This window comes from Micromonospora sp. WMMD1120, assembly GCF_029626235.1.
Taxonomy (GTDB): domain Bacteria; phylum Actinomycetota; class Actinomycetes; order Mycobacteriales; family Micromonosporaceae; genus Micromonospora.
Map to the genome: position 1 here is coordinate 6,798,312 of NZ_JARUBO010000005.1, position 19,245 is coordinate 6,817,556.

Below are 19,245 nucleotides of genomic sequence, written 5' to 3' on the forward strand. Positions count from 1 at the left end.
CGGTCTCCCGCCTGAGCAGCACCCTCAGGAGGAAGACAATAGTCAGACAGATCGCGCTGCCCCGCAGCGCGATCTGTCACAGCGGCGTGTCGGGAACGAACAACTGCCACCGGTCGTAACGCCGACCAGACGTTGGTCTCACCGTTCCGCCGGCGTGACAGACGGCGCGGCCGCATCCACCGGAACGACGTCGTCGACCACCTTGCGGTTGAGGCTCACCTGCGCCATGCCGGTGCCGCCCACGCGGATGTCGTCGTACGCCTGCAGGTGGCGGTTCGGGCCGAGGTAGAGCACCGACATGGCCAGCGGCGTCGGTTCGTCGCCTTCGAGCCCTCGTAGTCCGGCTCCGCCGGTGGAACCCTGCACCGCCAGCCGGGTGCCGACCGCGCCCATGGGCGGAAGCGTCGTCACTTTCCGCTGGTGTGTATGGCCGGCCAGGATGAGGGGCACGGTTCCGTTGAGCCCGGACGCGGATGCCGGGTCGTGCACCAGCGCGATGTCCACCGGTACGTCGAGGGAGCGGATCGTTCTGGCGAGCTGTTCACCCGTGCCCTCGACGGTGGTCGTGGGTTCGTCCCAGGGTCTCGTCTCCGCCTCCTGCTTGTCGGGGGTGAACCGAGGGTCCCCGATGCCGGCGATCGTCACCCCGGCGATCGTCGTGGCGGAGTCGTTCAGCACCACCGCGTTCGGCTGGCTGGCCACCGCCGCCGCGGTGCGGGGCGAGTCGTGGTTGCCCCGGATGTAGACGTAGGGCACCTCGAGTTGGCCGATCATGGAGACGTAGGAGGTCTCGGGCTCACTGCCCCAGTCGGTGATGTCGCCGGTGTCGATCACCAGGTCGATGTCGTACTGCTCGACCACGGTCCGGATGACCGGCCAGGCGGCGGGGTTGAGGTGGAGATCCGAGACGTGCAGGATCCGGGTCGAATCCGGAGCCGCTTCGTAGATGGGCAGTGTCGACACGGTGGTGTAGAGCTTGCCGACGTTCCCGACCAGGCGTTGCAGTTGCTCGGCGTAACGGTTGTAGTCGTCCGCGATCCGTTGGGCGTCGCCGATCAGAGTCGGGGCGTTGACCAGCAGGCCCTCGTAGCGAGGCTCGGCCAACGCCTGTGGTCGGACCGTCAGGGCGGCGCCACCGAGGGTGCCGCCGGTGACGAGCAAGGCGAGACCACCGGACCACGCGACACGGCGCCACGACCGGAACGCCAGCCCGGCGAGCAGCATGGACGCGAGAACGGACACGCCGAGCGTACGAATCCCGAGGCGGACCAGGGCGTCCCGAAGGTCCTGCGGTGCCGCGTCGCCGGCTCGGGCGAGGCCGGCCGGGTCGTCGAGCAGCGCCTCGGTGCGGTGTCGGTCGAGCGAGTCGAGGCGGGCGGTCAGTCGCAGGGGACCGTCGTGGCTGTCGAGGAAGAGTGCTCCCAACGGTGGGATGGCGATCTCTGTCCCCCCGTCCCTGGACGGGGTGATCTGGAACGCGACCCGGAACGGCCCGACATCACTGGACCCTCTGGCACCCAGCAAGGTGCCGATCGTGATGCCCGTCAGGGTGACGGCGACAAGCGCCGCCGCCGTCAGGGCGCGGCCACCCCACCGTGAGCGTACGAGCGTCAGCGGGCGAGCGGCCACGCGTCGCAGCCGAGCGGCGGCACCGCGACGGGGGGACGCGGCATCCGGGGGCGGAGTCACGAGCAAGATCCGATCTGTGGGGTCAGCGAGGGGTCAGTCCGGCGCAACAGCCCGCGGGTCGTCCTCCGCGCCCAACAGGCCGAGCAGGCCCGCGGCGAAGAGTTGCCGTCGAACGAAGGGCGAGAGGTTCTGCAACCGCAGGGTGCCGCCCCGCACCGCGACGGCCCGCTGGCAGGCTACGAGGGTTCCCATGCCCGAGGAGTCGATGAAGGTCAGGTCGGCGAAGTCGAGGAGGACCTCACGCACCGAATCGGACGTCAGGGCCGCGATCACCGCGTCGTGCACGAGGCCGGTTGTCGCCATGTCGATCTCGCCGCGCAGCCGGATCCGAACCACGGGACCGTCGCGCGTCGTGTCGATGGACAACTCCACGCCCACTCCCTTCTGATCGACGCTCGGCGAACCCCTGAAACATGCATGAATGCAACAATTGGTCGCCGGTCAGCGTACTCGGCGCTGAGAACTCTCGCCAAGATCACGAAGTGGCCGCAGCCGACCTGCGGCTCGCCGGTGCCGTCGGCTGGCGCTCGGCCAGCAGGAGCGCGATGTCGTCGTGCGGCTCGCCACCCACGTGCCGGTGCACGGCCTCCCAGACGGCCGTGAGGCAGTCGTTCGCCGCGGGCTCGGAGAGGCATTCCCGCACGGCGGACATCGGGAAAAAGCGCCCCTTGTCGTCCCGCGCCTCGATCAGGCCGTCGGTGTGCAGCAGCAGCCGGTCACCCACCTCCCAGCGGTGGGTGACCTCCGCCGACCGTCGGCCGCCCAACCCGAGTGGCCGATCCGGTGCGGAGACCTGGAGCTCGTCAAGGCGCCCGGAGCGCTGCCGGAGGATTGGTGGCGGATGACCGCAGTTGACCGAACGGATCTCACCGCCACGTATCTCCACCAGGACTGCGGTGACGAACGTCGCGCCCCGAGCCGGGGTCGGCTCGCGACCGACAAGATCGTCCAGGTCGCGTGCCACCTGTGTCAGATCGGACCGGATGATCGCCGACTGTCGGAACGCGCCGGTCACCGCCGATGCCAGCCGGACCGCGTCGAGTCCCTTGCCGCACACGTCACCGACGATGATCCGCAGCCGCCGTGAGTCGAGAACCACCACCTCGTACAGGTCACCTCCCACGCCGGCCTGCTCAAAGGCCGACACGTAGCGGGCGGCCAGTTCGACCCCGGCTGCCCGCCGGGGCGGCTCCCGCAGGATCGCGGCCTGCGTGGTCCGTACGATCTCGGCCATCCGACGCAGGCGCTCTTCCCGGCCGGTGCGGGCCTGGGCGACGTACACCGCCATCAGGCTGACCGCGATGACGACTGCTACTCGTAACAGGTGATCGAGGCTGCCCAGCATCCCGCTGGGCAGCCCGGCCGCCACCGCCGCGGTGGTGGCGGTGGCCGACACCACGGCGGTGCGGCGTAGGGTTTCGACGGCAGCGGCCAGCAGCGGGGCGAGCGCCAGAAAACCGATGAGTACGGCGTGGGTGCCCGCTGCGGCATCGACCAGCAGGACCAGACCGATGAACCCGAAGGCCAGCCGTAATCCGAGCCAGCGGGCCCACCACCGCGCCGGCGAATCGTCCGCGACGGTGGCCGGCCTGTCCAACCTGCGCTCAGTCGGCCGCACGGCTGTCCCGGTGGGAATCGGCGCCCGCGGTCGGGGTCAGCGGATCGAGCTGCCGACGCAGGGCCGCGATCTCGGCACGCAGGGCCGCGATGTCCGCGACGGTGGCCGTGGCGGAGGTTTCCCGGGCCGACACCCGTTCGACGATCCAGGTGGCCAGTGAGCCCGTGACGAAACCGATGAGACCGATACCACCGATCATGAGCCCCAGCGCCACGAAGCGGCCCGTGCCGGTGACCGGGTGGTAATCGCCGTAGCCGACGGTGGTGATGGTCACCGTCGCCCACCACAACGCGTCGTCGAACGAGGAGATGTTGCTGCCCGAGGCGGACCGTTCGGCGTCCAGCACCGCCAGCGCGGAGACCAACACGAGCAACATGGTGGTGGCGCCCACGTAGACGGCGAGCCGGCCACGCGCCCAGGACTCGGCCTTGCGGCTGAGGCTCAACACCACGGTGATCAACCGCAGGGCGCGCAGCGGACGCACCACGGGCAGGACCAGGACGGCGAGGTCGAACAGGTGATCCCGCAGGAACCGGCGCCGACGCCCGGCCAGGACCAGCCGTGCCGCGAAGTCGAGCCAGAAGGTCAACCAGATGAGGACGGCCGTCGCCTCGCAGACCCGTTGCCAGGAATCCGCCAGGTCGGGCCACAGGATCGGTGCCGCGTAGACGACGAGGAACAGGACCGACAGGGCGGTCAGGGGTAGCGCGGTGAGCCGCTCCCACCTGGCGGCCCAGTCAGCGGGCCCCGTCTGAGTCATCGCCTGCTCCGGTTCACCCGACAAACATACCTGCACCCGTGCAATCATTTCCGGGTGAAACTGTACGTGGAGGGCGGCCCCGCGTCGACCGGAGACCACGATCTGCTGGTTGACAGCTTGTCCGCGCTGAGTCGCACCCTGGTGGGGATCACCGCTCGGGCGTTGGGCTCACTGGATGCCGAGGTGACCCTGTCGCAGTACCGGACGCTTGTCATCCTGGCGTCCACCGCCCCCCTGCGTACCGTGGATCTGGCGTCCTCGCTCGGCGTGCACCCGTCGACCGCGACAAGAACGTGCAACCGCCTGGTGCAGCGGGCACTGGTGGCCCGACATCATCGCCCCGACGACCGTCGGGTCGCCTGGTTGACTCTCACCGAGGTAGGCAAGACGCTCGTGGGCGACGTCATGCGGCACCGGACCGCCGAGATCCGGCGGCTCCTGGAGGCAACCGATGTCGAGCGTCCACAGACGACCGCGAATCTGATCAACGCCCTGGTGGTCGCCGCCGGAGAACTGACGGAGGAGTCGTGGTGGCAGCGTTGGGAGCAGTCCGGGCCGTGATCAGCGTGCGCTTCGTAGTCTCCTGCACTGCTCAGTGACGGACGAGTTCGGGAGCGGCGGTGTCCAGCGGAACGGCTGTGCCCGGCACCAACCCGAGCTGCACGGCCGGCCGGTCGCCCGCCGCGCTGAACAGCCAGTCGGCCACGGTGCGGGTCCGGTTCGCCGGCAACGACAGCAGATGGTAGCCGCGGGCGACGGCCCGCGCGACCGGCCCGGAGAGTGGGACGTGCAACGGGTTGGCGGTGGCCTGCCAGCCGCCGAGGTCCACCACGAACCCGAGGTCGCGGTGCCGGTACGGACGCCGCCGGCCCACCCCGTACGACGCGGCGATGTTGTCGGCGGCGAGCCGACCCTGCCGTACGGCGTGCTGGGCCGTCATCGGGGTGATCTCGCCCGGCCGCGACGGGTCCGGCACGGCGGCGGCGTCGCCGCATGCCAGGATCTCCGGGCGACCGGGAACGGCAAGAAACTCGTCGACGGTGATCCGCCCGCTCGTCACGGACAGGCCGGTGGCCTCGACCAGCGGGTCGGGCCGGACCCCGACGCACCACACCAGGGTCCGGGACGGCACGAACCGGCCGTCGCTGAGCTTGACACCGTCGGCGTTCGCCTCGGTCACCGACGTGCCCAGGCACACCTCGACGCCACGCTCGCGCAACACCCGCGCGGCGGCCGAGGACATCCGGTCGGCGAGACCGGGCAGGACCCGGTCGGCGGTGTCCAGCAGCAGCCAGCGGGGACGTACCTCGCCCAAGCGTGGGTGGCGGCGGGCGATCGCCGTGGTGAACATCTGCCCCTGCGCGGCGACCTCCGTGCCGGTGTAGCCGGCACCCACGACGACGAACGTGCAGCGGCTCTCCCGTTCGGCCGGGTCCTCGGCGGCATCGGCCAACTCGATCTGCTGGACCAGCCGCTCGCGCAGGTGCACCGCCTCCGGGATGCCCCGGAACCCGTGCGCGTGATCGGCCACTCCGGGGATGGGCAGCAGCTTGTTGACACTGCCCGCGGCCAACACCAGCCGGTGGTAGGCCAGCCGCCCCTGGCGGCCGTCCGCATCGGTGTACGACACCGCGCGCCCGTCCAGGTCGACGCCGTCGACCTCGCCGACCACCACTCGGACGCCGGGCAGCGTGTCCGCCAGCGGCACCGCGACCCGGCGGGGATCCAGCACGCCTCCGGCCACCTCGGGCAGCAACGGCAGGTACAAAAAGTAGTCGGTCGGATTGATCAGGACCACGTCCGCCGCCCCTCGGGCGAGCCGGGCCAGCCGGCGTGCGGCGTGAAAGCCCGCGAAGCCGGCTCCGACGATCACGATCACAGGTCGCGCCACGACATCTCCCCAACCGTCGAGCTTGCTCTGTCCCTTCTGAGCGCTACCCCGGCCCAGGAGCGAGAAACAGGGATCTGCTTCAGCCGTACCCATTTGTCCGCTGGACGGGAGCGACGGGGAAAGTGACGGACGACTCGGTGGACCAGGTGGCGCCGCGCGGCCTGGGCGTTGACGGCTGCCGACGCCTACGCCGTCCGGAGGGAGCGAGCGCGACGATGGACGCTCAGGACGGCGACCAGGGTACGGTCGGCTGGAGCACCGCCTCCTGCAACGCCGCCGCACGCAGCCGGGTGACCTGCTGGTACGCGGGATCGGCGACCATCGCGCAGAACGCCTGCCGGCTCGGGTACCGGACCAGCAGCACGGCGTCCCACGCCTGGCCGTCCTCGGCCACGAGCGCCCGCCCGCCCGCGCCGGCATAGATGACCTCGCCACCGTAGCGAGGCAGAAGCGTCTTCCGCAGCTCGGCCGCGTAGCTCGCGTACGAACTCCGCCCCCCGTCGACGAAGCGCAGCAGGTTGAGCATCACCACTGGTGCCTGTGGATCCTCCGTCAGGAAGTCCCGCAGGTCCTCGCCGCTCGGATCGACCGCCATGCTGCCTCCTCGGCTCGACTGCCGGAATCATAGTGTGGCGACGAAAACCGATCACTCCCCCGCGATTCCGGTGCCGCCGGACGCACCCGGCAGTTGACCGACGACCAGCGCCGCGAGCAGGACCGCCGGCACACCGACGGCAATCGTGAAACCGATCCGGCGCGGCCGCCCGCTCGCCGCCGCCGCTGCCCCGCCGCGAGCACCGGGAGTCGGCGCCAGCGGGTCGCCGGTCTCGCCTCGTCGGCCGGCGCCTGACCGATCGCCGCGTGCGTCTCCTACCGCTCCGCTGCTCGCCGTAGTCGTGGACGACGGCGATGTGCGGATGGGCGGTTGTCTCCGGCGTCGGCACCCGCTCGCGGCCGGCGACGTTCCTGCCGTCCGGTCGGGGTCCGAGCTCCCTTCGACGCTCGGGCCCACCCCCGCCATCCTGGACCAAGACGCCCTGCTCAGCGGGCATCTCCTCAACGGCGGAGGTTGTCACACGACTGTCACGTAACCGCCGTCGTACTGCCATCTCTCCTGGGCATTCCGAAGGTGCGCTCCCCGGAGAGGAGGAAGACGATGCACAGGTGGCACGACCGGAACCGCACGGTGCTGGCGGCTCTCCTCCTGGCGACTCTGCTCGCCACGGGATGTGACCACCCCGCTGCCGCACCGAGACCCAGTCCCGAGCCCAGGCCAACGGCCCCGGCCGGCACGGTCGCGCGGGCGGAGATCGGCGATCACCTCACCATGACCGCCACCGTCGACCGGGTCATCACCGACACCGCATTCGTCGTGCGCGACGTGGACCTGACCGACGGAACCCTGCTCGTACTGTCGGAACGTCCGTCCGAACTAGCCTCGCCGCAGCTTGTGACCGTGCGAGGCACGGTGGCCTCGTTCTCCCACCGTGCCCTCGCGGACCGCTACCGCCTCGGGCCCGCTGGACCGTACCGAAATTTCGAAAAGGGACGGGCGCTCGTGGCGCAGGAGGTGACCGTCTGGGACTGAGCGCCCGCGCCCCGGCGTGGCGGATCCACCGCGCGACGACGGCTCAACGCGGGCTGATCAGTGCGGTGTAGTCGGCGCGCACGAGCGGCTGGTTGGACAGTGAGCCGTCGGCGCGCGGTACGGCCAGAGGTTTGCCGTCGCGGAGGAACGTCACCGAGGTGACGTCGTCACGGCTGGTGAGAGTACAGACGATCTGTCCGAACGCGAGGATCTCATCGCTACGTCCGGCGTCGCTGCCCGGTTCGTCGACCACGACCTGAGCCTGGGTGCCCGTCACCGTCACACCGGCGGCGTTGACCGCTCCCGGCAGGGCGCTGGTGAGGTCTTGGTCGCGTTCGGCGGTGGTGGGTCCGCCAAGCAGATCCCGCAGTTGCTCCTGGATGCTGGCGGGGCGGTCGGCGCGTCGCGGAACCGGGATGATCCGGTTGTCACGGACCAGGCAGAGCGTCTCGCTGGCGGGGCCCGCCGGCGCGCTGGCTTCACTGGGTGTCGGTCCCTGGAACGGGCCCGGCGGTGGTTGGACGGTACGTGGCGCGTCCTCGGCCGGGATGCCACAGCCGGCCAGCAGCGAGACGAACGCCACGACCACGAGAGGGCGACGGTTCATGTCAGGCAGTCCATCAGCGTGACGCGGAAGCGGGCGCCGCCGCCCGGGCGGTCGGCGACAGTGACCTGACCGTCGTGCGCGGCGGCGTGCTGGGCGACCAGAGCCAGCCCGAGGCCGGTGCCGTCGCCGGCGCCACGGGTGTGCGCGGCCCGACCGCGGACGAAGCGTTCAAAGATCATCTTACGGTCCTCGACCGGCACGCCAGGGCCCTCGTCGTCGACCTCGATCACGCCGGCGCTGCCGTCACGACTCAGCAGGACAGAGGTCGGGCCGCCGCCGTAGGTGACCGCGTTGTCGAGCAGGTTCGCCAGGATCTGCGCGATTCGTCGCCGGTCGATCCGCCAGGTCGCGGGCGTGGCCGGTGCGAGGTGAACGATCGAGTCGGGCAGGTCGAGGGCGTGACAGGCGTCGCGGGCCAACGCCGCCACGTCCACCGAGGCACGGTCGGCGGCCTGGTCACTGCGCGCCAGATCGATCAGGTCGTTGACCAGCCGCTGGAACCTGTCGATCTCGTCGGCGACGAGCCCGGCCGCGAGAGCGGTTCGCTCGTCCTGGTGTTCCCGGCGACGGGCCAGGACGCTGGCGGCCGCGGCCAGGGTCTGCAACGGCGAGCGCAGCTCGTGGCTGACGTCGGCGGCAAAGCGGCGATCGCGTTCGATGCGGTGGGCGAGCCGGTCGACCATCTGGTTGAACGAGGACGACAACCGGGTCAGGTCGGGGTCCACGGCCGGATCGAGGCGGGCGGTGAAGTCACCGGCGGCGATCTTCTCGGCGGCGTCGGCGACCGCCGTCAGCGGACGCAGTCCGTGCCGGGTGGCGTACGAGCCGAGGGCGGCGCCGGACCCGGCCACCACGACGGCGACGGTGGTCAACGCGAGGGCCAGCACCTGGAACGTCCGCTCCAGTTCGAGCAGCGAGTTGACCTCGAAGTACGTCGCTGTCGCGGACAGGGGCACCCCGACCACCAGGGCGGTCTGGCCGTTGACACGGACACGCTGCACCGCTGGCCGGCCAGCGGCGACGGCGTCCCGTAGCTCGGCGGGGATGGCGGTGGTGGTGTCCGGGTCGGCGGTGCGGGCGTACCACTCGCCGTCCAGGTTCAGCACCGGCCGACGGCTGCCACCGGTGTCCAGCGACCGGAGCACCTCCACGACGTCGGGGGTCTCGGTGGCCAGCCCGGCCCGGACCACTGTGGCGTCGAAATAGGCGGCACGCAGGGCCGTGCGTTCCCGCTCGCCGATCAGGGACCGGCGGGTCAACTCGTACGAGACGAGAGCCATCGACGCCGAGAGCAGGAACGCGCCCACGGCGAACGCGACGGTGACCCGGGTACGGAGGCCGAGCCGTCTCATCGCTGCAACTTGTAGCCCAGACCCCGCAGGGTCACCAGGTGCGTCGGGTTCGCCGGATCCGGCTCGATCTTCTGCCGCAGCCGGCCGACATGCACGTCGACGAGCCGCTCATCGCCGCTGTCGTAGCCCCAGACGCGGCTGAGCAACTGCTGGCGGGACAGCACCCGGCCCGCGTGCTCGGCCAGCTCGCACAGCAGCCGGAACTCGGTGCGGGTGACCGCTACGGGTCGACCCGCGCGGCGAACCTCGCCCGCGTCGGGGCTGATCTCCAGTTCGCCGAAGGCGAGCACCGGCACCGGTTCCGGTACCTGCTCCGCGCCGGCACTCCGGGCGCGGCGACGCAGGGCCCGAAATCGGGCAGTCAGCTCCTTGATCGCCACCGGCTTGACGACGTAGTCGTCGGCGCCGGCCTCCAGCGCGGCCACGATGTCATTGGTGTCGTCCCGGGCGCTCACCACCACGATCGGCACGTCGTCGTTCCGGCGCATCTGCCGGATGCACTCGAAGCCGTCCAGGCCGGGCAGCATCAGGTCGACAAGCACGTAGTCGGCGGGAGCACGGCGCTGCGCGCGCAGCCCCTCCTCGGCGGTGGCGGCACCGATGGCCTCGTAACCCTCGTCCTCGAGTGCGAGCAGCAGCGCCAAGCGGATGCGGTCGTCGTCCTCGATCAACAGTACGGCCGTCATACCCGGCATCATGCCCAGACCACCCGCTGGCGGCCAGCCCTGACGGCCGGACGACAGATTTGTCACGTAACTGTCATACGTCCGCGCGGTGACCGCCACGTGCCCACGGCACGGTCGAAGGCGACCGGAACCGAGAAGAGAGGGCACGCCTGTGACGGGGCCACTGGCGTCTACGCCGTGCACACTACCGCTGGTCGAGGTGGGCGTCAGCGAACTCAATCGGGATTGCCTGCCGGCGGCCGGAGCGGTGTTCGACCGGCTGCTGGCTCTGCAGCCCCGGCGGATCGTCATCGACCTGTCGCAGTGCCGGCACATCGACGCCGCCGCGATCGGCCTGCTGCTCGAGGTGCACCGGCGGCTGGCGCGCGCCGACGGCGTCCTCACCGTCCGTGACCCGAATCCCCGTATCGCGCGCATCCTGCGTGACGCCCGGCTCGACCGGGTCCTGCAGCTCGTCAACAGTCCCCCGTCGTGTGCGTCCGTTCCATCGGCCGAGGGACATCAGTCCGACTCGGCACAGCCGGCGCTTGTCGCCCATGGCCGCGCGTCGGTGCAGAGCCCGCACTGGACTAACTGACAGCAACGGCATCGCCAACGCCTGAACACCTGAAACGCGGGCTTGCCGAGCATGGGCCCGATTCCCGGAGGAAACCAGAATGACGGTCGTCCCGGACGAACACCTGATGACACTGATCTGTGACGCTTGCGGCGAATCCGTCCAGGCCAGCGCGTGCGTGCTCCCCGACGCCGAGGTCGTCTGGACCCTGGTGTCGGAGCAGGGCTGGAGCGGCTCCCCCTTCGCCACCGGGCCGCACCGCTGTCCGCACTGCAGTTTGCTGCCAGTCTCCGGCGGCGGTACGACGCGGCGTGACGACCACGGACCCGGGGGCATCCTCGGCATCGACCATCTGGACGACGTGACGATCGTCGTCGCCACCGGCGACATCGATCTCGACACCGGTGACACCCTGCGCGCGGCCCTACGCCACGCGGCCGACATGGGCGGGCACGTGGTGGTCGACCTCGCCCGGGTACACGTCATCGACTCCACTGGCCTCGGGCTCCTCGTCCGCGCCCACCGTGACGCCCGCGAACGTGGCGTCACGCTGTCGCTGGCCGCGCCGTCCCGGTTCATCCGCACGGTCCTGCACACCATGCGCCTGGAGGCGGCGTTTCCCATCTTCGACAGCCGTGACGACGCCCTCGTTCAGCTGTCCCGGAGAACACCTGCCGATTCGGCGGCCACCCCGGCCACCGCGTCCGCTCGGTTCGGGCGGTAGCACCCCAACGCTGAGCTGGAGAGCCATGGTGCCGCCGCGGGCCTGGCGACACCAGTCGTGGATTCCGCACCACCCGACTGCCACCAGGAGTTCCATGTACATGCACTGGCGGACACCCGGCGAGAACTGGTTCGGCGACGACTCGGACCAACCCCGACCGGGCGTCGAGGACCTGCGGATCGAGGCGCTTGTCGCCCAACGTCTGAGCGGCGACTGGACCACGCGGAAGCAACAGATCACCGTCGCCGTGCAGAACCGGGTCGTCATCCTGACGGGTCTGGTACGCGACGCCGACGCGCGACGGGTGGCCGGCGAGCTCACCTGGGACACGCCTGGTGTCTTCGATGTCTGCAACACCCTGCGGCTCACCGGGCAGCGGCGCGGCCGCCGGTAGGCGCGGACCCAGAGCCAGCCGAGCGCCGAGTACGGCCGCCTGAAGGCTGAAGCGTTGCGTGGGCTGCGTGGGGTGGTGATCGGTGAGGTCGCGAATGCGGTCGAGAACGACAGCTGACCGCGCCACCCAGCTGTGCGGCGCTACTGCGCGTTCGCCTGACCGTCCTCAGCCTTCTCGGTACCCTCGGAGGGGACAGCCGCCGCCGGGTTGTCGGTGGGCTGGCGCGAGACCGTCACCCGCCGGCGCACCCGGCGCACGCGACGCACCCGGCGCAGCGCGTCGTGCCAGGTGGGCGTGTCGCCGGTGTCGTCGAAGGCCCGCGCGACCACGACGTCGGTCGAGGAGTGCGCCAGGATCGAGATGACGATCGTCAACGCGACCAGGTGGAATATCTCGTCCGCCGCGGGGATGCCGGACTCGATCACCAGCAGGCCGTAGACGACCGAGGCGAAACCTTTGGGCCCGAACCACATGGCCGCCGCCTGCTCTCGCAGGCTCAGCCCGGAGCGCAGGAACGAGATCCACAGCGCGATCGGCCGGGCGACCACGATGGCCAGCACGGCGAAGACCCAACCCGTCCACGAGATGTCGCCGAGGAAGTCGACCGAGATCAGGGCCCCGAAGACCAGCAGTGCGCCCAGCTTGAGCAGTTCCGCGACGTTCTCTCCGAAGTGCTCGAACGCGGCGCGCTCGCGGGGCCCGAAGGTCGCCACGGTGATGCCGGCGGCGAACGCGGCGAGGAACAGGTTGCCGTGGGTGGCCTTGCCGAGCGCCAGCACCAGCAGCCCGATCGCGACCCCGTTCAGCGGCGCGTACGCCGCCGAGGCGGCGAAGAAGCGCGTGCGCTCCAGCGCGAGCGCCGCCAGCGGCACCAGCACACCGATCGCCAGGCCGACGGCCAGTTCCGTGGTCAACTCACCCAGGTGCAGGTCATCGGAGCCGGCCGCTACCGCGAGCAGCACCACCACGAACGGCAGGGCGAGGCCGTCGTTCACCCCGGACTCGACGTTGAGGAGGTGCCGCAACCGTGCGGGCACCTTGTCGTTGCCGACCAACGCGGCCGCGAAAACCGGGTCCGTGGGCGCCAGGATCGCCCCCACCAGGAGAGCCTCCGCCCAATCCAACCCGGCCACGTAGTGCGCCAGCGCCGCGGTCACCAGCAACGTCAGGGGCAGGCCCCAACCCAACGCCCTGCCGGGCAGTCTCCACGCGCTGCGCAGGTCCGGCCAGCCGACGCGCATCCCGTCGGTGAACAGCACCGCGAACAGAGCCAGCTCGGCCAGTTGCGCCACGATCGGTGAATCGGCCTCCAGGTGCAGCACCCCGGTGGTGCCGTCACCGAGGACGAACCCGGCGACCAGGAAGAGTGCTGCCGTGGACAGGATCGTCCGGTGCGCGAGCGCCGACACGAGCACGGCGGCGAGCAGGACAGCGGCAAAGCACAGGAGCAGCACGTAAACCTCCGACGCACAGGGTTCGACCCGGTGCCGACCAGACTTCCCGGCGCTCCAAGACCCCGCAGATCATAACGGTCCACCGACGGTACCGCTCTCGCCGCATGGAGGCCGTGGGACCCGGGTCGGCCGCGCCCTCGAACAGTTACCGCTCCGCGTCGACGACGTCCGACAGGCTGCTGCCGTCACCGATCTGGTTGCGGGGAATCAGGCTGAGGCTTCCGTCCGTCTCCAGCACCACGGCGCCGAGACCGCTGAGCTCACCCGTACCCCTGGCTGCGGGCGGCCTGCCGGATCTCGCTGTCGGTGACCCGGGCCTGGCGCATGGCTCGCGCGCGCAGGTGTCCGTCGTACAGCAGCCGCAGGATTATCACGAGCGCCGGGTAGACGAGTGCGGCGACGACCAGCACACGCAGCAGATCACCGGGATTCTTCAATACCATCACCAACTCGTACCCCCGGGGTGGTTTCCAAGCGACGCCCCGTGCCCGGCACGATTCATCGGGCTGGGTGGCGGGTAGGTGCCAGCATGAATGCTCGCCGCTCGTCGACCGGGGGCAGCCGGGCGCCGCTTGTCGTTCTGGCCCGCCGGCTCCGGAATCTGGTGGCCGGGAGCCGCAGCCGCGCCGACCGTGCGGCCCGGCTGCGGAGGCGCCAACTGGGGATCATTGTGTTGATCGCGGCGCAGGCCGGCCTGGCAGCGGCGCTGTCATGGTGGTTGGCTTACAGCGTCTTGGGCAATCCGAACCCGGTGTTCGCGCCGACCGCCGCGGTCGGCACCATCGCCGCGGCGATCGGCCAGCGCGGACGGCGCACCCTGGAGCTGTTGATCGGGGTGGGCCTGGGTATCGCCATCGGCGACGGCCTGGTCTCGCTCATCGGCACCGGCGCGTGGCAGACGGGCGTCATCGTCGCCCTGGCCATCGCCGTCGCGCTCGGCCTGGCCGGGCGGGGCGGCACAGTGGTCAGCCAGGTCGGTGGTACGGCGGTGCTGATCGCCACGCTCTCCTCCAGCCAACAGAACCTTGAACTTCCCAGGATCGTCGACGCGGTGACCGGGAGCCTGGTGGGCCTGGTGGTGGTGGCGTTACTGCTACCGCTGCAACCGATGCGGGTCCTGCATCGAGCGGTTGCGCCCGTCTTCGACGCGCTCGCCGGCCACCTCGACGAGACGCAGCAGGCGATACGCACAGAAGACGCGGACCGTGCGGTCGGGGCGTTGCGCGGCATGCGCGCCATGGGACCGGACATGGAGCGGCTGCGCGAGGCGCTCAGCGGCGCCGAAGAGGTGGTGACGGTCGCGCCGGCGCGGTGGCGCTGGCGGCAGCACTACCGCCGCTACGAGTACGGCGCCGAGCATCTGAGCCGCGTTATCACCGGCAGCAGGAGCCTGGCGCGCCGATCGGCGACGATGATCGAGTACGGGGAGAACATTCCCGGTCACCTTCCCGACGCCGTCGCGGCGCTCGCGGATGCCGTGCGGCAGTTGCAGCGGGAGGTGCGTGCCGACAAGACCCACGAGGGGACCCGCCGACACACGCTCCGAGCAACGGACGAGGCGGGCCGGGCCGTCGGCGTGGGATTGCAGAATTTCGGCACTTCTGTCGCCACTCAGGTCCGTGTCATAGCCAGTGACCTCTTGCGAGCCACCGGCTGCCCGGTGGAGGAGGCGAACCGGCAGGTCCGGGACGTGGCACGGGCGGCCGAACGGCACGGGCCGGGTGAACCGTCGTGACGGTGGACCGGCCTGTTCACCGCTGCAACGGTCGCAGCCGGTTGTTGACGTCGTGCACGCCTGGCGTGCTCCAGGCCAGAGCATGAGCGTGCGCGCTCAATTCGGCGCAGGTGACCACGCCGTCGAGAATCACCACACGGTTCTGCACCTCGATGCAGATGCGTTCATAGCGCAACTGGGGGTCCCGCTGCATGATCTCCAGCAGCCGGTAAGCCAGCCGCGCATCGTCGCAGGGGGGCTGAACCGGAACAGACGAGAAGAAATCGTCGGGCAGGAACCAGGGGACGTAGGTCATGATGCTCCCTCGCAGATGCTTGCGTGTTTCGACGGCCGGGGCACGGCCGCCGAAACACGCCTCGATCGAGGTTCGCCGGCACCTCAGCGTCGGGCCGGGGGTGTGGGGTACGGCGGGGCTACACCACTCGGACTGAAGAACGGCGCATAGCCGTAGTACCAGTACACGTCCTCGTAGAAGCCCGTGTTCTCGACGACCTCCGGGTCGTACGTCGGGGCCTGCTCGATCTTCTCCCGGGTCAGCTCGACCCGCACGGTGTCCTCGGTGACGTCGCTGACCGCCTCGACCGGCAGGAAGGTGGCCGTCGCGCCGATGCCGAGAATGCCCCCGTGCTCGACGCGCAGGAATCGCACCTTGCGCTCCTCGCGATCGATCAGCAGGTCGTCGACCTTGCCCAGGTCGCCACCGTCGGCGTCGAGGACCCGCCGACCACGCACATCCTGCTCGGCATCCGCGATCGTCTGCCCCGAGTCGGCGAGCTTGACCAGAATCGCCGCCGTCGTTTCGTGTGCCATGAGCTGCTCCTTCCGTAGCGCCTGATCCTTCTGCCCTACCCAGGCGTCGGCCCGATCAATACGACGAAACGATGACGTTTACCGCCCGGTCTTGTGACGGATGAATACAACTGCGCCACCTGAGGTGTAATACGGCGTGGGTACTCTCGATGAGGCACCGCCATCCGGCACTGCTGATCAGCTGAGGGGGAAACATGCCCGACCACATCGACGTCGCCCGCCTGCGCGAGGTGCTGGACGGGCCGTGGGCGAAGGTGCGCGACGCGCACCGGGAGCACCTCGACGAACGCTTCCTGCCGGTGTACGGCGAGACCGGTGAGCAGGCACGGGAGCGGATCACCAGGTTGCTCACCGAACTTCCCACCGAGCTGGGCATGGCCTCGGCCTTCCCGACGGAGTACGGCGGCAGCGCCGACGTCGGCGGCTCGATCGTCGCCAGTGAGATGTTGGCGCAGGTCGACCTGTCGCTGATGGTCAAGGCGGGCGTGCAGTGGGGCCTGTTCGGCGGCGCGCTCGCGGCCCTCGGCACCCGAGCCCACCACGACGCCTATCTCCGGGACATCGTCTCGGGCACGATCTTCGGCTGCTTCGCCATGACCGAGACCGGACACGGCTCCGACGTCCAGCAGTTGCGCACCACCTGCACGTACGACCCGCGGACGCAGACCTTCGACCTGCACACCCCGCACGAGGCGGCCCGCAAGGACTACATCGGCAACGCCGCCCGGGACGGACGGATGGCCGTGGTGTTCGCGCAGTTGATCACGAACGGTGAGCGGCACGGCGTACACGCGTGGTTGGTGCCGATCCGCGACGCGCAGGGCAACCCGATGCCCGGCGTGCGCATCGGCGACGCCGGGCCCAAGGCCGGCCTGCTCGGCGTGGACAACGGGCGGCTCACCTTCGACCACGTAAGGGTGCCGCGCGAGATGTTGCTCGACCGCTACGGCCACGTCGCCGAGGACGGGACGTACTCCAGCCCGATCGAGAACGACTCCCGGCGCTTCTTCACCATGCTCGGCACCCTGGTCCGTGGCCGGGTGAGCGTGGGTGGCGCCGCGTCGGCGGCCACCAGGTCGGCGCTGACCATCGCGGTGCGCTACGGCGACATCCGCCGGCAGTTCGCCACGCCCGACGGGAAGCGGGAGGTGCTGCTCAACGACTACCTGGCCCATCAGCGCAAGCTGCTGCCCGCCCTGGCCACCACCTACGCGTTGCATTTCGCCCAGACCCAGCTGGTCGTCGCGCTCAGCGAGGTGCAGGGCGGCGACGAGCCGGTCGACGAGCACCGGCAACGGGAACTGGAGTCCCGGGCCGCCGCCCTCAAGGCCGCGCAGACCTGGCACGCGACCCGCACCATCCAGATGTGCCGGGAGGCCTGTGGCGGCGCCGGCTACCTGGCCGAGAACCGGCTGCCCAGCCTCAAGGCCGACACCGACGTCTTCACCACCTTTGAGGGCGACAACACCGTGCTGTTGCAGCTCGTCGCCAAGGGGCTGCTCACGGGCTACCGGGACGAGTTCGGCTCACTGGACGGCTGGGGTCGCGCGTCCTTCGCCGCCGAGCAGGTCCGCGAGATGGTGCTCGAACGCACCGCCGCGCGGTCGCTCATCGAGCGGCTCGTCAGCGCCGTGCCCGGCCGGGACGAGGAAATCGCCGTCACCGACCGTGGCTGGCAGCTCAGGGCCTTCGAGGACCGCGAGAGGCACCTCCTCGACGGCGCGGTCCGTCGCCTGCGCAACGGGGCGGCGACGAAGAAGGACCGTCCCTTCGACATCTTCAACGACGTCCAGGACCACGTCCTGAGCGTCGCCACCGCGCACACCGACCGGATCACCCTGGAGGCGTTCGTCGCGGGCATCGACGACACCGCCGACCCGGCGGTCCGGGCGCTGCTCTCGCGGGTCTGCGACCTCTACGCGCTCAGCGTCATCGAGGCCAACAAGGGCTGGTTCCTGGAGCACGGCCGGCTCACGCCGGCCCGGTCGAAGGCGATCACCAACGTGGTGAACGACCTACTCAAAGAGCTGCGCCCGCACCTGCGCACCCTCGTGGACGGTTTCGCCATTCCAGACAAGTGGCTGCACTGCGCCATCCTGCGCGAGGAACCCCGCCGACAGGAGAGCACGACCGCCCACGACATCGCCGATGATCCGCAGGCAGTCTCGGCGTAGGCAGAGGGCTCCGCTGGCACGGCCGTCTGGCGCAAGGCTGATCGTTAGCGGGTGTCGCGGACGGCGCAGCCGGATCGGTTGATCAACTTCGAGCCCGCGCAACCCCCGTCCGACCAACTCAGCCCGCACCGGCCGTTCCCGAGAATCCGCTGACACCGGCTGCCTATGGTGAAGCAGACGCGACAGCAACGTACCGACCGGTCGCCGCCGAGGACGATGGGCAAGCACCATGGAGCGGTTCCTGGAGGCACTCTGGGACACGAGCAGCGTGAGTGGCCGCCTCGTGACCAGCGCTGTCCTGATCGTGCTTGCCGTCGTCATCGCCGCCCTGGCCGGGCGACTCTCCACCCTGCGGGTGAAGGACACCGCCAACCGCTACTACCTGCGCAAGGCGACGCACTACCTGACCGTCGTGGCGTTGCTGTTCGCGCTGGCACTGCTGTGGAGGCCGTTCGCCGGCAGGATCGGCCTGGTCGTCGGACTGGTCGGCGTCGGTCTCGCGCTGGCACTGCAGGAGGTCATCGGCGCGTTCGCCGGGTGGATCAGCATCATGACCGGCCGACAGTTCCGCGTCGGTGACCGGATCCAGATGTGCGACGTGCGCGGCGACGTTCTCGAAATCACCCCCCTGCGCACCCGCATCCTGGAAAGCGGCTCGTCCACCGACCCGGAATCGTGGATCCGTGGCCGCCAGTACACCGGGCGGGTGGTCTCACTGTCGAACCGCTTCGTCTTCTGCACACCGGTCTACAACAGCAGCATGGTGCTCGACCACCTGTGGGAGGAACTGACCCTGCCCATCCCCTACGAGGCCGACTGGCACCTGGCGGAGCGCATCCTCTGCGAGGAAGCCCGGAACGTCTCCTCGACGGCCGAAGCCCGCGGTGCCATCGACGCGATGCGTCACCGCTACCCGACTGCCGAGGCGGAGGTCGATCCGCGCGTGTTCGTCCGCGCCACCTCGAACTGGATCGAGCTGTCGGCACGGTTCGTGGTGCCGGTGCGCGGCGCCCGTCACGTCAAGGACCAGGTAACCCGGCGGGTGCTGGATCGCTTCGCCGAAAGCGGCATCCGGGTGGCATCGGAAACCCAGGACATCACCATTCACACACCCCACCCGATGAAACCGGCCGCCACCTCGTCCGACCACAGGTAGGGGTCGCCGTGCTCGCCCCCGTCATCACACCCGGCAGCCCAACCTGAGGAT

Annotated in this window: 21 protein-coding genes; 8 read left to right on the forward strand and 13 right to left on the reverse strand. The window is 70.1% G+C overall.

Annotated features, from left to right (window positions below; translation table 11 throughout):
• Window positions 1-138 precede the first annotated feature (138 nt).
• The 4 genes from O7634_RS30365 to O7634_RS30380 form a co-directional block, all read right to left on the reverse strand.
• On the reverse strand, window positions 139-1,614 hold the full coding sequence (locus tag O7634_RS30365) for a metallophosphoesterase (RefSeq protein WP_278154120.1): 1,476 nt from the start codon (window positions 1,612-1,614) through the stop codon (window positions 139-141).
• 108 nt (window positions 1,615-1,722) lie between these two features.
• Window positions 1,723-2,061 (reverse strand): STAS domain-containing protein, encoded by a 339-nt coding sequence (locus O7634_RS30370; RefSeq protein ID WP_278153566.1) that lies wholly within the window; start codon window positions 2,059-2,061, stop codon window positions 1,723-1,725.
• Between the two features lie 103 nt (window positions 2,062-2,164).
• Entirely contained in the window at window positions 2,165-3,307 is a 1,143-nt protein-coding gene (locus O7634_RS30375) for a PP2C family protein-serine/threonine phosphatase (protein ID WP_278153567.1), read from the reverse strand.
• Window positions 3,294-4,067: a potassium channel family protein gene (locus tag O7634_RS30380; RefSeq protein ID WP_278153568.1), complete on the reverse strand. Its 774-nt coding sequence runs from the start codon at window positions 4,065-4,067 to the stop codon at window positions 3,294-3,296. The genes O7634_RS30375 and O7634_RS30380 overlap by 14 nt, the downstream gene beginning before the upstream one ends.
• A 54-nt stretch (window positions 4,068-4,121) precedes the next feature.
• Between O7634_RS30380 and O7634_RS30385 the strand changes: the two genes are divergently transcribed.
• Window positions 4,122-4,628 (forward strand): MarR family transcriptional regulator, encoded by a 507-nt coding sequence (locus tag O7634_RS30385; RefSeq protein WP_278153569.1) that lies wholly within the window; start codon window positions 4,122-4,124, stop codon window positions 4,626-4,628.
• A gap of 31 nt (window positions 4,629-4,659) precedes the next feature.
• On the opposite strand, the gene O7634_RS30390 is transcribed toward O7634_RS30385, so the two are convergent.
• Together O7634_RS30390 and O7634_RS30395 are read right to left on the reverse strand one after the other, a co-directional pair.
• A complete protein-coding gene (locus O7634_RS30390) occupies window positions 4,660-5,958 on the reverse strand; it encodes an FAD-dependent oxidoreductase (RefSeq protein ID WP_278153570.1) in 1,299 nt (432 codons plus the stop codon).
• A gap of 223 nt (window positions 5,959-6,181) precedes the next feature.
• Window positions 6,182-6,553: a DUF1330 domain-containing protein gene (locus tag O7634_RS30395; protein ID WP_278153571.1), complete on the reverse strand. Its 372-nt coding sequence runs from the start codon at window positions 6,551-6,553 to the stop codon at window positions 6,182-6,184.
• 732 nt (window positions 6,554-7,285) lie between these two features.
• Here O7634_RS30395 and O7634_RS30400 point away from each other — a divergent pair.
• A complete protein-coding gene (locus tag O7634_RS30400) occupies window positions 7,286-7,546 on the forward strand; it encodes a hypothetical protein (protein ID WP_278153572.1) in 261 nt (86 codons plus the stop codon).
• Window positions 7,547-7,589: 43 nt separating this feature from the next.
• On the opposite strand, the gene O7634_RS30405 is transcribed toward O7634_RS30400, so the two are convergent.
• The 3 genes from O7634_RS30405 to O7634_RS30415 are packed head-to-tail and all read right to left on the reverse strand — an operon-like array spanning window position 7,590 to window position 10,191.
• The gene (locus O7634_RS30405) at window positions 7,590-8,153 is read right to left on the reverse strand and encodes a GerMN domain-containing protein (RefSeq protein WP_278153573.1); all 564 of its coding nucleotides are present in this window, start codon (window positions 8,151-8,153) and stop codon (window positions 7,590-7,592) included.
• Window positions 8,150-9,505: a HAMP domain-containing sensor histidine kinase gene (locus tag O7634_RS30410; protein WP_278153574.1), complete on the reverse strand. Its 1,356-nt coding sequence runs from the start codon at window positions 9,503-9,505 to the stop codon at window positions 8,150-8,152. The genes O7634_RS30405 and O7634_RS30410 overlap by 4 nt, the downstream gene beginning before the upstream one ends.
• Window positions 9,502-10,191 carry a response regulator transcription factor gene (locus tag O7634_RS30415; protein ID WP_278153575.1) on the reverse strand — a complete coding sequence of 230 codons (690 nt, stop codon included), beginning with the start codon at window positions 10,189-10,191 and terminating at the stop codon, window positions 9,502-9,504. The genes O7634_RS30410 and O7634_RS30415 overlap by 4 nt, the downstream gene beginning before the upstream one ends.
• Window positions 10,192-10,390: 199 nt before the next feature.
• On the opposite strand from O7634_RS30415, the gene O7634_RS30420 reads away from it, so the two are divergent.
• From O7634_RS30420 to O7634_RS30430, 3 genes are all read left to right on the forward strand, one after another.
• Entirely contained in the window at window positions 10,391-10,768 is a 378-nt protein-coding gene (locus tag O7634_RS30420) for an STAS domain-containing protein (RefSeq protein WP_278153576.1), read from the forward strand.
• Between the two features lie 79 nt (window positions 10,769-10,847).
• Complete coding sequence (locus O7634_RS30425) at window positions 10,848-11,471, forward strand: STAS domain-containing protein (RefSeq protein ID WP_278153577.1); 624 nt, start codon at window positions 10,848-10,850, stop codon at window positions 11,469-11,471.
• A gap of 94 nt (window positions 11,472-11,565) precedes the next feature.
• Window positions 11,566-11,865 (forward strand): BON domain-containing protein, encoded by a 300-nt coding sequence (locus tag O7634_RS30430; RefSeq protein WP_278153578.1) that lies wholly within the window; start codon window positions 11,566-11,568, stop codon window positions 11,863-11,865.
• Window positions 11,866-12,005: 140 nt separating this feature from the next.
• On the opposite strand, the gene O7634_RS30435 is transcribed toward O7634_RS30430, so the two are convergent.
• Both O7634_RS30435 and O7634_RS30440 read right to left on the reverse strand, forming a co-directional pair.
• Window positions 12,006-13,319 (reverse strand): cation:proton antiporter, encoded by a 1,314-nt coding sequence (locus tag O7634_RS30435; RefSeq protein WP_278153579.1) that lies wholly within the window; start codon window positions 13,317-13,319, stop codon window positions 12,006-12,008.
• 260 nt (window positions 13,320-13,579) lie between these two features.
• Window positions 13,580-13,762: a hypothetical protein gene (locus tag O7634_RS30440; RefSeq protein ID WP_278153580.1), complete on the reverse strand. Its 183-nt coding sequence runs from the start codon at window positions 13,760-13,762 to the stop codon at window positions 13,580-13,582.
• A gap of 86 nt (window positions 13,763-13,848) precedes the next feature.
• On the opposite strand from O7634_RS30440, the gene O7634_RS30445 reads away from it, so the two are divergent.
• Window positions 13,849-15,054 (forward strand): FUSC family protein, encoded by a 1,206-nt coding sequence (locus O7634_RS30445; protein ID WP_278153581.1) that lies wholly within the window; start codon window positions 13,849-13,851, stop codon window positions 15,052-15,054.
• A gap of 16 nt (window positions 15,055-15,070) precedes the next feature.
• Here the strand turns inward: O7634_RS30445 and O7634_RS30450 are convergent, their stop codons facing one another.
• Window positions 15,071-15,349 carry a BON domain-containing protein gene (locus O7634_RS30450; protein WP_278153582.1) on the reverse strand — a complete coding sequence of 93 codons (279 nt, stop codon included), beginning with the start codon at window positions 15,347-15,349 and terminating at the stop codon, window positions 15,071-15,073.
• 83 nt (window positions 15,350-15,432) lie between these two features.
• On the reverse strand, window positions 15,433-15,864 hold the full coding sequence (locus O7634_RS30455; protein WP_278153583.1) for a PRC-barrel domain-containing protein: 432 nt from the start codon (window positions 15,862-15,864) through the stop codon (window positions 15,433-15,435).
• A 194-nt stretch (window positions 15,865-16,058) separates the two neighbouring features.
• Between O7634_RS30455 and O7634_RS30460 the strand changes: the two genes are divergently transcribed.
• Together O7634_RS30460 and O7634_RS30465 are read left to right on the forward strand one after the other, a co-directional pair.
• Entirely contained in the window at window positions 16,059-18,038 is a 1,980-nt protein-coding gene (locus O7634_RS30460; RefSeq protein ID WP_278153584.1) for an acyl-CoA dehydrogenase, read from the forward strand.
• 229 nt (window positions 18,039-18,267) lie between these two features.
• Window positions 18,268-19,194, forward strand: a complete 927-nt coding sequence (locus tag O7634_RS30465; RefSeq protein ID WP_278153585.1) for a mechanosensitive ion channel family protein — start codon at window positions 18,268-18,270, stop codon at window positions 19,192-19,194.
• Window positions 19,195-19,245: the final 51 nt, after the last annotated feature.

Coding starts and splice junctions, on each gene's coding strand:
- O7634_RS30425 (WP_278153577.1), top strand. CDS start 10,848: ATGACGGTCGTCCCGGACGAACACCTGATGACACTGATCTGTGACGCT.
- O7634_RS30400 (WP_278153572.1), top strand. CDS start 7,286: ATGACCGCCACCGTCGACCGGGTCATCACCGACACCGCATTCGTCGTG.
- O7634_RS30450 (WP_278153582.1), bottom strand. CDS start 15,349: ATGACCTACGTCCCCTGGTTCCTGCCCGACGATTTCTTCTCGTCTGTT.
- O7634_RS30460 (WP_278153584.1), top strand. CDS start 16,059: ATGCCCGACCACATCGACGTCGCCCGCCTGCGCGAGGTGCTGGACGGG.
- O7634_RS30465 (WP_278153585.1), top strand. CDS start 18,268: ATGGAGCGGTTCCTGGAGGCACTCTGGGACACGAGCAGCGTGAGTGGC.
- O7634_RS30430 (WP_278153578.1), top strand. CDS start 11,566: ATGTACATGCACTGGCGGACACCCGGCGAGAACTGGTTCGGCGACGAC.
- O7634_RS30415 (WP_278153575.1), bottom strand. CDS start 10,191: ATGACGGCCGTACTGTTGATCGAGGACGACGACCGCATCCGCTTGGCG.
- O7634_RS30410 (WP_278153574.1), bottom strand. CDS start 9,505: ATGAGACGGCTCGGCCTCCGTACCCGGGTCACCGTCGCGTTCGCCGTG.
- O7634_RS30445 (WP_278153581.1), top strand. CDS start 13,849: ATGAATGCTCGCCGCTCGTCGACCGGGGGCAGCCGGGCGCCGCTTGTC.
- O7634_RS30380 (WP_278153568.1), bottom strand. CDS start 4,067: ATGACTCAGACGGGGCCCGCTGACTGGGCCGCCAGGTGGGAGCGGCTC.
- O7634_RS30455 (WP_278153583.1), bottom strand. CDS start 15,864: ATGGCACACGAAACGACGGCGGCGATTCTGGTCAAGCTCGCCGACTCG.
- O7634_RS30395 (WP_278153571.1), bottom strand. CDS start 6,553: ATGGCGGTCGATCCGAGCGGCGAGGACCTGCGGGACTTCCTGACGGAG.
- O7634_RS30440 (WP_278153580.1), bottom strand. CDS start 13,762: ATGGTATTGAAGAATCCCGGTGATCTGCTGCGTGTGCTGGTCGTCGCC.
- O7634_RS30405 (WP_278153573.1), bottom strand. CDS start 8,153: ATGAACCGTCGCCCTCTCGTGGTCGTGGCGTTCGTCTCGCTGCTGGCC.